Genomic DNA, 12,751 nt, shown 5'->3' on the forward strand with positions numbered 1-12,751 from the left:
GGAAATGATGACCGATAATATCACCCTGCCCAACAGCCTGCGTTCACAGCCCGATGCCTCCGGCCATTTCGGCACCTTTGGCGGCCGTTATGTGGCCGAAACCCTCATGCCGCTCATTCTGGAGCTGGAGAAGGTTTACAAGGAAGCGAAGCAGGATCCGGCCTTCGACGCCGAATTCACCGAATTGCTGCGCAGCTATGTCGGCCGCCCGAACCCGCTTTACTATGCGGGACGCCTGACCGAAGCGCTGCGCGCCGATGCCGGCCCCGGCAAGGGCGCGAAAATCTACCTGAAGCGCGAGGAACTCAACCACACCGGCGCGCACAAGATCAACAATTGCATCGGGCAGGCGCTTCTCGCCCGTCGCATGGGCAAGAAGAAGGTCATTGCCGAAACCGGCGCGGGCCAGCACGGCGTCGCCACCGCCACCGTCGCCGCGCTGTTCGGGATGGAATGCAAGATCTTCATGGGCGCAAAGGACGTGGAGCGGCAGAAGCCCAACGTCTTCCGCATGAAACTGCTGGGCGCGGAAGTGATCCCCGTCATTTCCGGATCGCAGACGCTGAAGGATTCGATGAACGATGCCCTGCGTCACTGGGTGTCGAACGTCCACGACACCTTCTATATCATCGGCACGGCGGCCGGGCCGCATCCCTACCCTGAACTGGTGCGCGATTTCCAGTCGATCATCGGCCGGGAAGCACGCGAACAGATATTGGAACTGGAAGGCCGCCTGCCTGATCTGCTGATCGCGCCGGTCGGCGGCGGCTCCAACGCCATCGGCCTTTTTCACCCCTTCCTCGACGATGCGGAGGTCAAGATGATCGGCGTCGAAGCGGCGGGCGAAGGCCTGCATGGGAAGCATGCGGCAAGTCTGGCGGGCGGCAAGTCCGGCATATTGCACGGCAACCGCACCTATCTGCTCCAGGACGAGGACGGGCAGATCACCGAAGCGCACAGCGTGTCCGCCGGTCTCGACTATCCCGGCATCGGACCTGAACATAGCTGGCTGCACGAAATCGGCCGCGTGCAATATATGCCGATCACCGACGACGAGGCACTGGCCAGCTTCCAGAAACTCTCCGCGCTGGAGGGCATCATTCCGGCGCTGGAATCCGCGCACGCCATCGCCAGCGTGGAAAAGGTCGCGCCCACTCTCGACGCGGAGCAGATCATCATCGTCAATCTTTCGGGGCGAGGCGACAAGGACATCTTCACGGTGGCGAGCGCCCTGGGGGTCGAGATATGAGCGCCGATCGTCTCTCCGCCCGCTTCGCCGCATGCAAGTCGCAGGGCCGCGCCGCGCTCGTCACCTTCGTGACCGCGGGCGATCCGACCGTGGCTGACACGCCCGCCATCCTCGACGCCCTGGTGGAAGGGGGCGCGGACATCATCGAACTCGGCATGCCGTTCACGGATCCGATGGCTGACGGGCCGGCGATCGAGCTCGCCAATCTGCGCAGCCTGGGCTCCGGCACGAAGACGAAGGACATCTTCGCCCTCGCTACTGCCTTCCGCGATCGACATCCCGACACGCCGCTGGTCCTGATGGGCTATGCAAATCCGATGCTGGTGCGCGGCGCGGCCTGGTTTGCGGACCAGTGCAAAGCCGCGGGCGTCGACGGCGTCATCTGCGTCGATGTCCCGCCGGAGGAAGATGCCGAAATCGGCCCCGCCCTGCGCGCCCAGGGCATTCACCTGATCCGCCTTGCAACGCCAACGACTGACGCCGCAAGGCTGCCCACCGTGCTGAACGGCGCCAGCGGTTTCCTATACCATGTCGCCGTCGCCGGGATCACCGGCAAGCAGCAGGCCGCCCAGACCGCTGTCGAACAGGCGGTGGCCAGGCTGAAGGCCGCCACCGACCTGCCCATCGCCGTGGGCTTCGGCGTCCGCTCCGCTGAACAGGCCGCCGCGATCGGACGGGTTGCCGATGGCGTGGTGGTGGGTTCCGCCATCGTCGACATCATCGGTTCGCATGGTGATGCCGCCGCGCCCTTCGTCAAGGATTTCATCGCCGCCCTTCGCGCCGCGCTGAACGCCAACAGCCCTCATTTCCGGGAGACCGCCGCATGAGCTGGATCAACCGCGTCCGCAACGCACTGCCCTTCATGGCGAAGAAGGAAACCACCGCCGAAACGCTGTGGCACAAATGCCCTTCCTGCGCCGAGATGATCTTCATCAAGGAATGGGAGGATAATCTCTCCGTCTGCCCGCGCTGTGACCATCATGGCCGCATCGGACCTGCGGAGCGGTTCGAACAGATACTCGATGCCGGCTTCATCCTGCTGCCAACGCCGCAGGTACAGGAAGACCCGCTCAAGTTCCGCGATTCCAAACGCTATCCCGACCGCATAAAGGCCGCCCGCGCCGCGACCGGCGACCAGGACGCGCTGATTAACGCCCGTGGGGCCATTGACGATGTGCCGCTCGTCATGGGGGTTCAGAATTTCGCCTATATGGGCGGCTCCATGGGCATGGGCGTGGGCGCCGCCTTCATCCAGGGCATCAACGAGGCCATCGCCCGCAAATGCCCCTATGTGATCTTCACCGCCGCAGGCGGGGCGCGCATGCAGGAGGGCATCCTCTCGCTCATGCAGATGCCGCGCTCGACCGTGGCCATCCGGAAACTCCACGCCGCGGGCCTGCCCTATATCGTGGTGCTGACCGATCCGACGACCGGCGGCGTCACCGCCAGCTATGCCATGCTGGGCGACATCCAGATAGCGGAACCCAATGCGCTCATCGGCTTCGCGGGCCAGCGCGTCATCGAAAGCACGATCCGCGAAAAGCTGCCCGACGGATTCCAGCGCGCTGAATATCTGCTGGAACACGGCATGCTGGACATGGTCGTCCACCGCAGTGACCTGCGCGACACGCTTGCCCGGGTGATCGGCTACCTCGCCCCCCGCGCCGCTGCCTGACGCTGCCTGAGACCAGAGCCGATGGCCGACCACGCCGTCTCCGACGATCCGGCTGTTCAGGTACAGCTTGACCGCCTGGCCACCCTGTCGCCGGGCGCCGACATATTGGGGCTGGAACGCATCGCCCGCCTGCTGGACCGCATCGGCAACCCGCATCGCGCCCTGCCGCCGGTCTTCCATGTTGCCGGCACCAACGGCAAGGGTTCGACCTGCGCCTTCCTCCGCGCTGCGCTGGAGGCGGACGGCAGGAAGGTCCATGTCTTCACCTCGCCCCATCTGGTCCGCTTCAACGAACGCATCCGCATTGGCGGCAAGCTGATCTCCGACGAAGCGCTGGCCCATTATCTCTCCCGCGTGCTCGACGTGGCGGAAGGGATCGGCGCCAGCTTCTTTGAGGTCACCACCGCCGCAGCCTTCCTCGCCTTTTCCGAACAGCCCGCCGACGCCTGCATCGTGGAAGTGGGCCTTGGCGGCCGCCTTGACGCCACCAATATCATCGAACGACCCGTGATCTGCGGCATCGCGCAGCTCGGCCTCGACCATCAGAGCTTCCTTGGCGCCACGATCAGGGAGATTGCCGCCGAAAAGGCCGGCATCGCCAAGCCCGGTGCGCCGCTGGTGACGCAGCGCTATGCCGACGCGCTCTTCCCCGTGATGCTGGAAGCCGCGGCCCGCAACCGGACCCAATGGTTTGCCATGGGCGAGAGCTGGGACGCGGCGGCCTATCGGGATCGCCTCCATTATCGCGATGATCAGGGACGGCTCGACACCCCCCTGCCGCGCTTGCCCGGCGCGCACCAGATCCACAATGCCGCGCTCGCCTTCGCCATGCTGCGGCACCAGAATGTCATACCCGTAGGCGAGGCCGCCTTGAAGGCAGCGCCGCTCTGGGCGCATTGGCCAGCCCGCCTGCAAAGGCTGGACCATGGTCCGCTGCTCGCTCCCCTGCCCGAAAGCACCGAAGCCTGGCTGGATGGCGGCCACAATGCCAGTGCGGGTGAGGCGATCAGCGCCTTCTTCACCAGCGAAAGGCTTGAGGAGCAGAAGCTCCAGCTGATGATCGGCATGTTGTCGAACAAGGATCTGGAGGCCTACCTCCGTCCTTTTGCCGGTCGGATCGCGCATATCCATGCCCTGCCGGTACCTGGCCATGACCATCATCCACCGGAACGATTCGCCGCCATTGCCGATCGCTGGGGCATTGGCTGCACCGCTCATGCCATGCCGGAAGACGCCATTGCCGCCATTGCCGCTGGACCGGACCACGCCTCAAAATTGCTGATTTCCGGCTCGCTCTACCTCGCCGGTGAAATTTTGCGACTGAACGGGCAATTTCCCGACTGATTTTACTTGCGATTGACTCGCAATAGCGTAACTTTGCCATCTGACGACAAGGCAGAAGGTAGTGACGCATGGTCCATGGAGACTCCCCCTCTCTCGATAATCTCCGGCCGCTTCCCGGTGGCTATGGCAACCGGCTTTTCCTCTACGTGATGCGCCGCATCGCGACGGCCGGCGTCAACGATGCCCATGCCGCCAATGCCATGCTCGGCGCCTTCGGCCGCAGCTATCGTCGGCCGCTGGTGCTGATGCGCGCGATGATGCTCGAATTGGCCCGGACCTCCAGCCGCAAGATATTGATCGCGCCCTGCTGCTGTTCGCGGATGACAAGCGACGAGGCGCTGATGATGCAGGCGATCGGCAGCGCCCTGCGCGATCCCCGATCGGCCTATGACGATGTGGCGGCGCTGCTGGGCAACGACCATGCACTGGGCGCCCTCACCTGCCTTCAGGCCGTGGCGCAGGCGCATCGCGATCTGGGGCGTCCTCTCGGACTTTATGGGGCGGTTTAGAGACTGTCTGGAAATACGCTGCTTCGCGCGTTTTCAAACAGATGCCGAGCGCATCGGTTCAGCCATCCTGCGTGGCCGCCGTGCCGACGCTGGCATCGATCAGTCCCGCGCGCATCATCAGCCAGAACAGGACGATGCCCGGCACCGCCAGGGCGGTGGTCAGCAGGTAGAAGTCGACATAGCCGAACCGTTCGATCATTCCACCCGCGGTCGTCCCGGTCAGGAACCGTCCCACAATGCTCGCCGCCGCCGAAATCAGCGCATATTGCGCGGCCGTGAAGCGCAGGTCACAGAGCGCTGAGAAATAGGCGACCACCGTCACCCCGCCGATCCCGCTCGCAAAATTCTCGAAGCCAATGGCACCGGCCATACCCCAATTGCTCTTGCCCAGCGCCGCCAGCAGCGCGAAGCTGAAATTGGACACGCCCATCAGCAGCAGGCTGACCAGCACAGACCGCTTCATCCCCATGCGCGCATAGAGCACGCCGCCGACGAAGATCCCGATCAGATAGGCCCAGAAGCCGATGCCAACATCGTAAATGGCGATCTCGTCATTGGTGTAGCCCATATCGTCAAACAGCAGGCGAAAGGTCAGATTGGCGAGCGTGTCCCCGATCTTGTGCAGCAGGATGAACAGCAGCACCAGCCAGGCGCCGCGCCGCCGGAAGAATTCCACGAGCGGCCCGGCGATCGACTGCCATATTTCGTCCAGCCCCCGCCGCGCCGTCGGTTCGCGGTGCCGCTCCGGTTCGCCGAGTGCGAGCCCGGTCAGCATGGCGGGTAGCGCGAATATGGCGCAGGCCATATAGGCGCCATGCCAGCCGATCCGCGCCGCCAGCACCAGCGCAAGCGCGCCCGCTGCAACCGATCCGATGCGCCAGCCATATTGCGACATGCCTGACCCCACCCCCAATTGCTCCGGCCGCAATGTCTCGATCCGATAGGCATCGATGACGATGTCGAAGGTGGCACCCGCAACGCCGACCAGGATCGCGGCATAGGCCGTCTGCAGCAGGCCGCTGGCGGGGTCGACCAATGCCAGGTTGATGACTGCCGCCATCACGAGTAATCCCGCGAGCAGCAGCCAGCTCACGCGTTGCCCCAGGCGACCTATGACCGGCAGCCGAACCCCGTCGACGACCCAGGCCCACAGCCATTTGAGATTATAGACGAGGAAAGCGAGGGTGAACGCCGTCACCGCCTTCTTGTCGATGCCGTCCTGCGCCAGCCGGGTGGTCAGCGTGGCGCCGATCATCGCATAGGGAAAGCCCGACGATATACCGAGAAAAAAGGCACCCAAGGGCGCCTTCTGCATATAGGGCTTCACCGCATCCAGCCAGCTTGTCGAGCCCTTCGCCATGTCGGTCATAAATTGATGCGCCCCCGGACGATGATAGTCCGGGCCACCATATGGGCAAATGTCAGTGTGGCAAGCCGTCCGCCCATCTTATATCGGCGATCGGATCAGACAGCATCCCCGAACAGGTGCAGGCCATCGGGCAAGCGAGGCAGAATCTTGCCCCGCAGCAGAGCATCCACGACATTGATCGCCGCCAACAGATCGCGCGGCGCATATGGCTTTGCCAGGCATCCCAGTGCCAAGCCTCGCGCGTCGACAGGGCAGGCGCCCGTCACGAACAGCACCGCAACTCCTCGACCTGCGGCAAAGCGCGCCAGGTCGATGCCGCTCTTCTCGCCATGAAGGGTCACGTCCGCGATCACCAGATCGACGCTTTCCTCCTCCATGACACTGACGGCATGGGCATATTCGTCGACGGTCGCGGCGACGCGATAGCCCGCCATTTCCAGCACATGTTCATTGTCGAAGGCAACCAGCGGTTCATCCTCGACCACCAGCACGCTGCGAATGGCCTTGCGGCGCTCCCGCGCTCCGGCTTCCCCTTTTACCAGCCCGAAAAACATTTGCCGATACGCCCCATTTGCGCCATTCAACCGACCAACGTGCAGCGCCCCGCAGGGGTTTCGCATCGTCCTGGCGCATGGGCGCAAGGACAGCACCATTCGTCAATTTCCTGGCTTCTCCAATATGGGGAGGCCATCCCGTTTTGAAAAGGAACTCTTCTGTGGAACCGCCGAAAAAATCTGGGCCGCCGCGTCGGCCGGGCTCCGGTGGTCCCAGACGTCCGAATGACGCCAAACCGGTGCCAGGGTCCCGCCCGGCTCGCCCGCCCTTCAAGAAGGCCAGGACGGCGCCCGCAAAACCGGCCAATCCCCATCCCGCCCGCGCCGCAGCCGTCGCTAGCGGCAAGAACGAGCCGCAGCGCATCGCCAAATTGCTCGCCCGCGCAGGCATTGCGTCCAGGCGGGAGATTGAGCGGATGATCGAGGAAGGACGGATCACGCTGAACGGGGAGACAGTGTCCACGCCCGCCACGCTCCTGACATCGCTTCACGGCGTCGCCGTCGACGGCAACCCGGTCGCCGCGCCGGCACCCGCGCGCATGTTCCTCTTTCACAAACCATCGGGTTTCCTGACGACAGAGCGCGATCCTCGCGGGCGGCCCACCATTTACGACAAGCTGCCGGCCGACCTTCCCCGCGTCATGCCGATCGGACGGCTCGACATGACGACCGAAGGCCTGCTGTTGCTCACCACCGATGGAGAGTTCAAGCGGCAGATGGAGCTGCCTTCGACCGGCGTGCCGCGCACCTATCGCGCCCGCGCTTTCGGAGAGGTCAGCCAGAACCAGCTTGAGGATCTGTTCGACGGGCTGGAGATCGACGGCATCCGCTATGGCCAGATAGAGGCCAATCTGGAACGCCGCACCGGGCGCAACCAGTGGATCGAAATGACGCTGACCGAAGGCAAGAATCGCGAAGTCCGCCGCGTGCTCGAACATCTGGGGCTTCAGGTGAACCGGCTGATCCGCACCAGCTATGGCCCCTTCCACCTGGGCGAACTCGCATCCGGCGCGGTCGAGGAGGTGCGCCAGCACGACCTGGTCCTGTTCCGCAAGAGCCTGAAGGACGCGAAATGAGGATCGTCGCAGGCCAGTGGCGCGGCCGCCCCCTCGTCGCGCCCCGCGGCGACGCGACGCGACCCACGGCGGATCGCACCCGCGAGACCCTCTTTTCCATGCTGCTGAGCCGGATCGGCTCCTTCGAGGGGTTGAGCGTCGGCGATTTTTTTGCCGGCTCGGGCGCCCTGGGTTTCGAAGCGCTTTCACGCGGCGCGGCAAGCTGCGTCTTTGTGGAACAGGACCGTGCCGCGCTCGATGCGATCCGCGCCAATGGCGACAAGCTTGGCGTCCGTCCCGACATTCGCCAGAGCAGCGTCCTGTCGCTTGGTCCGGCGAGCAAGCCGCTGGACCTTATCTTCATGGACCCGCCTTATCAAAGCGGGGCGGGCATGGTGGCGCTGGACAAGCTCAGCCGCCTGGGCTGGACCGGCCCCGCCACATGGATCAGCATCGAGACCGACCGCCGGGAAGATGTCGAGGTCAAGGGCTTCGCCACCGACGCGGTCCGGGACGTCGGCAAAGCCCGGCTGACGCTGCTACGCGCAACGGACCAGGCGGAATAATCCGCCCCTCCGATCGGCCCCGGTCCTCGCGGAAGCCCTTCACGCCGGATCACGCCGCTTCGGCATCCTCATAAGCCTGTGCCTCCTTGCCGATCAGGATATTGGCCAGGAACCAATAGGCCTGCCCCCAGGCGTCCAGCACGGCATCGGTCGCCACCTCCTCGCCCAGCACATCGCGGATGGCAGGCAGCAGCGCTTCGGCCACCTTGGGGTAATGTTCCGCCTTGACCCCCGTTTCGACATGGCGCTGCACCATCCGCGCGACGGCGCCGTCCAGAGCCTGCAACCTGTCGATATTCTCGGCATAGCCCAGGATCGCCGCAGCCAGCCGCTTGGGCTGCTCCCCGCTTTCCTGCGCCGCCTGATCGAACATATCCCTGATCGACGCATCCATGAACAGACGGGCGTACATGGCCGTCGTGATCTCCACGCCATGCTTGCGCAAGGCAGGGGCAGTCGCTTTCACGATGGCAATGGTGTCGTTGGTCAATTGGGTCATGGATGCACCTTTGTCGAGCAGTTACAAAGGTGCATCTACTATGCATGTTTTAAGATGTAAACAGGATATATGTTCAAGACCCGTCCTATGGCCTATAAGCGTGGATGCCATGCAGTTGACCCGCCACACCGACTATGCCCTGCGCGTTCTCATCCATCTCGCGGTCGCACCAGGCGGCCGCGCCACCATCCCGGAGATCGCTGACGCCTACGGCCTGTCCCGCAACCATCTGATGAAGGTGGTGCATCATCTCGCCCAAGGCAGCTTTCTGAAGACCCAGAGGGGACGTGGCGGAGGCTTCACCCTGGCGCGTCCGGCAGAGACTATCGGCCTGGGCGAAGTCGTCCGCCATAGCGAGCCTGACATGAAAATGGCCGACTGTGAGGGTTGCGCGCTACGTCAGGCCTGTGGCCTGTCGGGCATATTGCGGGCCGCCACCACAGCCTTCCTGTCTGTGCTCGACCAGCATAGCCTTGCCGATGCGGCGCGGGACCGGGCCGGGCTTGCGGCCATCATCGCCGCCCTGCCCGGCCCGAAAGCCGTCAGCGCCGCTTGCGCATAGATTTGGGCGCTTCGCTTCTGTTGATGCAGCTATCCTGCACGGTCTTGCTGCACAGCGGATAATCCTTCTGTTCAGTTGGCGGAGGAGTCATGTTGCCGCCGACCGTAGCGGGGTTGGCAGACGTGCCGACCGGAGCGGAGGGATCATGCGGCACGCCGGCGGGCGCCGGCTGCATGCCCGTCTCAGGAGGCACGGCACCCATCGGCTGGCCAGCATTGGGATCAGCGGCGGGCGGCGGTGTAGCCGGTGTCGCCGGACTGGCGGAAGCCGCTCCGGGGTCGGCCGGCGTGGCGGGTGTGGCAGGCGTCGCGCCCTGTTCGGGCGGAGGCGGCGCACCGGTCGCTGGCGGCTGCGTCGAAGCAGGCATGTCCTGCGCGATCGCCATACCAGTGACGCCAGTGCCAAAGGCCAGCATGGCCGCACCAGCCAACAGGATCGATTTCATCGGGATCATCCTTTCCTTGTTCTCACCCCGTTCTGCCTTCGGGCTGGACAAAGAACCGGATGCATTACGCCTGCGTTCCGGCGATGGCGACGAACCGTTGCGATCGCGCCGTCAGACGATGCCCCAATGACGCTCCCCGGTGGGGCCTCAATGCTCTGGATAGCGTTCGAACTTGGGCAATTCATGCGCACCCGCCATCCACGGCGCAGCCTCGGCGAATTGCACATGGATGGTGGGCGGCAGAACGGACTGGTCGTCCAGCGTTGCCGTCTGGATGTCGACCATCCCCGGAAAGAAAGCAGAGTTGCGATAGAACAACCCCGTGCCGCAGGTTCCGCAAAATTCCCGCGTCACATTTTCGGAGGACTGGTAGCTCACGGCTTTGCCCGTCACAGTCACCATATCTTCGCGAAACAGGGCCCAGCCGACCATCGGCGCTCCGGCGCTTTTCCGGCAATCCGAACAATGGCACAGCGCGCTATGGATTGGTTCCCCCCGCGCTTCATACTGGATAGCCCCACATTGGCATCGCCCAGAGACCATGGCCTTTCTCCTTGCATGATTCGCCTTTTGTTCTCATAGAAGGAACGGCAGCGCAAGGGGCCCGCTCTTGCCGCTTCCCGCCCAGCATCCTAGTTGACAGCTCATGACCCTGCCCGCTCCCTCGCCCGATGATCCCCCCTATCTTCAGGGGCTGAACGAACCCCAGCGGGAAGCCGTGCTCACGACCGAGGGGCCGGTGCTGGTCCTCGCCGGCGCAGGCACGGGCAAGACGGCGGCGCTCACCGCCCGCCTCGCCCATCTGATCGCTACCAGGCGGGCCTATCCGTCCGAAATCCTCGCTGTCACCTTCACCAACAAGGCAGCGCGGGAAATGCGGGAACGGGTCGGTCGCATGATCGGCCCCGCGGTGGAGGGCATGCCGTGGCTCGGCACGTTCCACGCGATCGCCGCAAAGATGCTGCGCCGCCATGCCGAACTGGTCGGCCTGCAATCCAATTTCACCATCCTCGACACGGACGATCAGCTTCGCCTGACGAAGCAACTCATCCAGGCCGAGGGTATCGATGAGAAGCGCTGGCCCGCCCGCCAGCTCGCCGGCCTCATCGACCAGTGGAAGAACAAGGGCCTGACCCCGGAGGAAATCGGCGCCGGCGAGAGCGAGGGCTATGCCAACGGAAAGGGGCAGAAGCTCTACGCCGCCTACCAGGCGCGCCTGCGCGATGTGAATGCCTGCGATTTCGGGGACTTGCTGCTGCATGTTCTCACGATTCTGAAACGCCACCGCGACGTTCTGGAAAGCTATCAGCAGCGTTTCCGCTACATCATGGTGGACGAATATCAGGACACCAACTCCAGCCAATATCTCTGGCTCCGCCTGCTGGCGCAAACGCGCAAGAATATCTGCTGCGTGGGCGATGACGACCAGTCCATCTATTCATGGCGCGGGGCGGAAGTCGCCAATATCCTTCGGTTCGAAAGGGATTTTCCGGGCGCGAAGATCGTCAGGCTGGAACAGAATTACCGATCGACACCCCATATATTGGGCGCTGCCTCAGGGGTCATCGCGGAAAATGGCAATCGCCTGGGAAAGACGCTCTGGACGGACATCGACGTGGGCGAAAAGGTCCGGGTCATCGGCGTATGGGACGGACCGGAGGAAGCGCGGCGCGTAGGCGAAGAAATCGAATCGATAGAGCGCGGAGGCGGGTCGCTGGACGAGGTCGCCATCCTCGTCCGCGCCCAGCACCAGACTCGCGAGTTCGAAGACCGCTTCATACAGATCGGCCTGCCCTATCGCATCGTCGGCGGCTTCCGCTTCTATGAACGCGCCGAGATTCGCGACGCGCTTGCCTATCTTCGCCTGGTCAACCAGCCTGCCGATGATCTGGCGTTCGAACGGATCGTCAACGTTCCCAAACGCGGCCTGGGCGACAAGGCGGTGGAAAAGCTGCATCGGCTTGCCCGCGCAGAGGGCATAGCGCTCGCCCTCGCCGCTGCGCGGATACTCGACACGGATGAGATGACGCCGCAGGCCCGGCGCAGCCTGGGCGCCTTCATCGGCGATCTCGCGCGCTGGCGCGACCGCGCGGCGCAACTGCCCCATGCCGAGCTGGCGCGGCAGATACTGGACGAAAGCGGCTACACCGCCATGCTCCAGGCCGAACGCACCGCCGAAAGCGCGGGACGACTGGAAAATCTGAGCGAACTGACCCGCGCCATGGAGGAATATGAGACGCTGGGCGCCTTCCTTGAGCATGTCAGCCTCGTCATGGACAATGAGGCGCAGCAGGACGAGCGCAAGGTCACGATCATGACCATCCACGCCGCCAAGGGGCTGGAGTTCGATACGGTCTTCCTGGCAGGGTGGGAGGAGGGAATTTTCCCCTCCCAGCGCGCGCTAGACGAAGGCGGCCTCAACAGTCTGGAGGAGGAGCGTCGCCTCGCCTATGTCGCGATCACGCGGGCGCGGAAATCCTGCATCATTCTCCACGCCGCCAACCGCCGCATCTATGGCCAGTGGACCAGCTCCATCCCTTCGCGCTTCGTCGGGGAACTGCCTCCCGAACATGTGGATGAGGAGAGCAGCATGGCTGGCGGCGCCTCGCTCTGGCGCGCCAACTGGTCCGAACGTGCAGATCCCTTCGCCAATGTTCAGCGGGGCTCCGGCCGCGGTCCGGGCTGGCAGCGCGCCCAGCAGGGCGGGCAATTCACCACCGAACCCATCCGGATCGTGGAAGCGCGCACATCAGCCGTCTCGCTCGGCAACAAGGGTCGCGACGACATGATCATCGGCCTGCGCGTCTTCCACCAGAAATTCGGCTATGGCACCGTGGCGCAGATCGAAGGCAACAAGCTGGAGATCGACTTCGAGACGGCCGGACGCAAGCGGGTGATGGACAGCTTCGTCCAGCCGGCTTGAT

Annotated in this window: 14 protein-coding genes; 9 read left to right on the forward strand and 5 right to left on the reverse strand. The window is 64.2% G+C overall.

Annotated features, from left to right (window positions below; translation table 11 throughout):
- Positions 1–7: 7 nt before the first annotated feature.
- From trpB to MRBLMA1_RS02895, 5 genes are all read left to right on the forward strand, one after another.
- Positions 8–1,249 (forward strand): tryptophan synthase subunit beta, encoded by a 1,242-nt coding sequence (trpB, locus tag MRBLMA1_RS02875; protein WP_363735385.1) that lies wholly within the window; start codon positions 8–10, stop codon positions 1,247–1,249.
- Entirely contained in the window at positions 1,246–2,076 is an 831-nt protein-coding gene (gene trpA / locus MRBLMA1_RS02880) for a tryptophan synthase subunit alpha (protein ID WP_363734911.1), read from the forward strand. The genes trpB and trpA overlap by 4 nt, the downstream gene beginning before the upstream one ends.
- On the forward strand, positions 2,073–2,924 hold the full coding sequence (accD, locus tag MRBLMA1_RS02885) for an acetyl-CoA carboxylase, carboxyltransferase subunit beta (RefSeq protein WP_363734912.1): 852 nt from the start codon (positions 2,073–2,075) through the stop codon (positions 2,922–2,924). Before trpA ends, accD begins: the two co-directional genes overlap by 4 nt.
- A 21-nt stretch (positions 2,925–2,945) precedes the next feature.
- Entirely contained in the window at positions 2,946–4,268 is a 1,323-nt protein-coding gene (locus MRBLMA1_RS02890) for a bifunctional folylpolyglutamate synthase/dihydrofolate synthase (RefSeq protein ID WP_363734913.1), read from the forward strand.
- A gap of 68 nt (positions 4,269–4,336) precedes the next feature.
- On the forward strand, positions 4,337–4,777 hold the full coding sequence (locus MRBLMA1_RS02895) for a DUF6628 family protein (protein WP_363734914.1): 441 nt from the start codon (positions 4,337–4,339) through the stop codon (positions 4,775–4,777).
- A gap of 58 nt (positions 4,778–4,835) precedes the next feature.
- Here MRBLMA1_RS02895 and MRBLMA1_RS02900 read toward each other — a convergent pair whose 3' ends face one another.
- Positions 4,836–6,146, reverse strand: a complete 1,311-nt coding sequence (locus MRBLMA1_RS02900; protein WP_363734916.1) for an AmpG family muropeptide MFS transporter — start codon at positions 6,144–6,146, stop codon at positions 4,836–4,838.
- A gap of 95 nt (positions 6,147–6,241) precedes the next feature.
- Entirely contained in the window at positions 6,242–6,700 is a 459-nt protein-coding gene (locus tag MRBLMA1_RS02905; protein WP_363734917.1) for a response regulator, read from the reverse strand.
- Between the two features lie 161 nt (positions 6,701–6,861).
- On the opposite strand from MRBLMA1_RS02905, the gene MRBLMA1_RS02910 reads away from it, so the two are divergent.
- Together MRBLMA1_RS02910 and rsmD are read left to right on the forward strand one after the other, a co-directional pair.
- A complete protein-coding gene (locus MRBLMA1_RS02910) occupies positions 6,862–7,776 on the forward strand; it encodes a pseudouridine synthase (protein ID WP_363734918.1) in 915 nt (304 codons plus the stop codon).
- On the forward strand, positions 7,773–8,321 hold the full coding sequence (gene rsmD, locus MRBLMA1_RS02915; RefSeq protein ID WP_363734919.1) for a 16S rRNA (guanine(966)-N(2))-methyltransferase RsmD: 549 nt from the start codon (positions 7,773–7,775) through the stop codon (positions 8,319–8,321). Before MRBLMA1_RS02910 ends, rsmD begins: the two co-directional genes overlap by 4 nt.
- Positions 8,322–8,370: 49 nt before the next feature.
- Here the strand turns inward: rsmD and MRBLMA1_RS02920 are convergent, their stop codons facing one another.
- The gene (locus MRBLMA1_RS02920; protein WP_363734921.1) at positions 8,371–8,820 is read right to left on the reverse strand and encodes a globin domain-containing protein; all 450 of its coding nucleotides are present in this window, start codon (positions 8,818–8,820) and stop codon (positions 8,371–8,373) included.
- 109 nt (positions 8,821–8,929) lie between these two features.
- Between MRBLMA1_RS02920 and MRBLMA1_RS02925 the strand changes: the two genes are divergently transcribed.
- Entirely contained in the window at positions 8,930–9,382 is a 453-nt protein-coding gene (locus tag MRBLMA1_RS02925; protein WP_363734922.1) for an RrF2 family transcriptional regulator, read from the forward strand.
- Here the strand turns inward: MRBLMA1_RS02925 and MRBLMA1_RS02930 are convergent.
- Entirely contained in the window at positions 9,363–9,827 is a 465-nt protein-coding gene (locus tag MRBLMA1_RS02930; RefSeq protein ID WP_363734924.1) for a Fe-S oxidoreductase, read from the reverse strand. The genes MRBLMA1_RS02925 and MRBLMA1_RS02930 overlap by 20 nt on opposite strands.
- A gap of 147 nt (positions 9,828–9,974) precedes the next feature.
- Positions 9,975–10,370 carry a GFA family protein gene (locus MRBLMA1_RS02935; RefSeq protein ID WP_363734925.1) on the reverse strand — a complete coding sequence of 132 codons (396 nt, stop codon included), beginning with the start codon at positions 10,368–10,370 and terminating at the stop codon, positions 9,975–9,977.
- 103 nt (positions 10,371–10,473) lie between these two features.
- On the opposite strand from MRBLMA1_RS02935, the gene MRBLMA1_RS02940 reads away from it, so the two are divergent.
- Positions 10,474–12,750, forward strand: a complete 2,277-nt coding sequence (locus MRBLMA1_RS02940) for an ATP-dependent helicase (RefSeq protein WP_363734926.1) — start codon at positions 10,474–10,476, stop codon at positions 12,748–12,750.
- The last annotated feature ends 1 nt before the right edge of the window (position 12,751 follow it).

Origin of the sequence: Sphingobium sp. LMA1-1-1.1, from assembly GCF_040676365.1 — a bacterium.
Lineage (GTDB): Bacteria > Pseudomonadota > Alphaproteobacteria > Sphingomonadales > Sphingomonadaceae > Sphingobium.

What these genes read in the sequence shown, in the direction of transcription:
- accD (WP_363734912.1), top strand. Translation starts at nt 2,073, where the DNA reads ATGAGCTGGATCAACCGCGTCCGCAACGCACTGCCCTTCATGGCGAAG.
- rsmD (WP_363734919.1), top strand. Translation starts at nt 7,773, where the DNA reads ATGAGGATCGTCGCAGGCCAGTGGCGCGGCCGCCCCCTCGTCGCGCCC.
- MRBLMA1_RS02930 (WP_363734924.1), bottom strand. Translation starts at nt 9,827, where the DNA reads ATGAAATCGATCCTGTTGGCTGGTGCGGCCATGCTGGCCTTTGGCACT.
- trpB (WP_363735385.1), top strand. Translation starts at nt 8, where the DNA reads ATGACCGATAATATCACCCTGCCCAACAGCCTGCGTTCACAGCCCGAT.
- trpA (WP_363734911.1), top strand. Translation starts at nt 1,246, where the DNA reads ATGAGCGCCGATCGTCTCTCCGCCCGCTTCGCCGCATGCAAGTCGCAG.
- MRBLMA1_RS02890 (WP_363734913.1), top strand. Translation starts at nt 2,946, where the DNA reads ATGGCCGACCACGCCGTCTCCGACGATCCGGCTGTTCAGGTACAGCTT.
- MRBLMA1_RS02920 (WP_363734921.1), bottom strand. Translation starts at nt 8,820, where the DNA reads ATGACCCAATTGACCAACGACACCATTGCCATCGTGAAAGCGACTGCC.
- MRBLMA1_RS02895 (WP_363734914.1), top strand. Translation starts at nt 4,337, where the DNA reads ATGGTCCATGGAGACTCCCCCTCTCTCGATAATCTCCGGCCGCTTCCC.
- MRBLMA1_RS02925 (WP_363734922.1), top strand. Translation starts at nt 8,930, where the DNA reads ATGCAGTTGACCCGCCACACCGACTATGCCCTGCGCGTTCTCATCCAT.
- MRBLMA1_RS02900 (WP_363734916.1), bottom strand. Translation starts at nt 6,146, where the DNA reads ATGACCGACATGGCGAAGGGCTCGACAAGCTGGCTGGATGCGGTGAAG.
- MRBLMA1_RS02905 (WP_363734917.1), bottom strand. Translation starts at nt 6,700, where the DNA reads ATGTTTTTCGGGCTGGTAAAAGGGGAAGCCGGAGCGCGGGAGCGCCGC.
- MRBLMA1_RS02935 (WP_363734925.1), bottom strand. Translation starts at nt 10,370, where the DNA reads ATGGTCTCTGGGCGATGCCAATGTGGGGCTATCCAGTATGAAGCGCGG.
- MRBLMA1_RS02940 (WP_363734926.1), top strand. Translation starts at nt 10,474, where the DNA reads ATGACCCTGCCCGCTCCCTCGCCCGATGATCCCCCCTATCTTCAGGGG.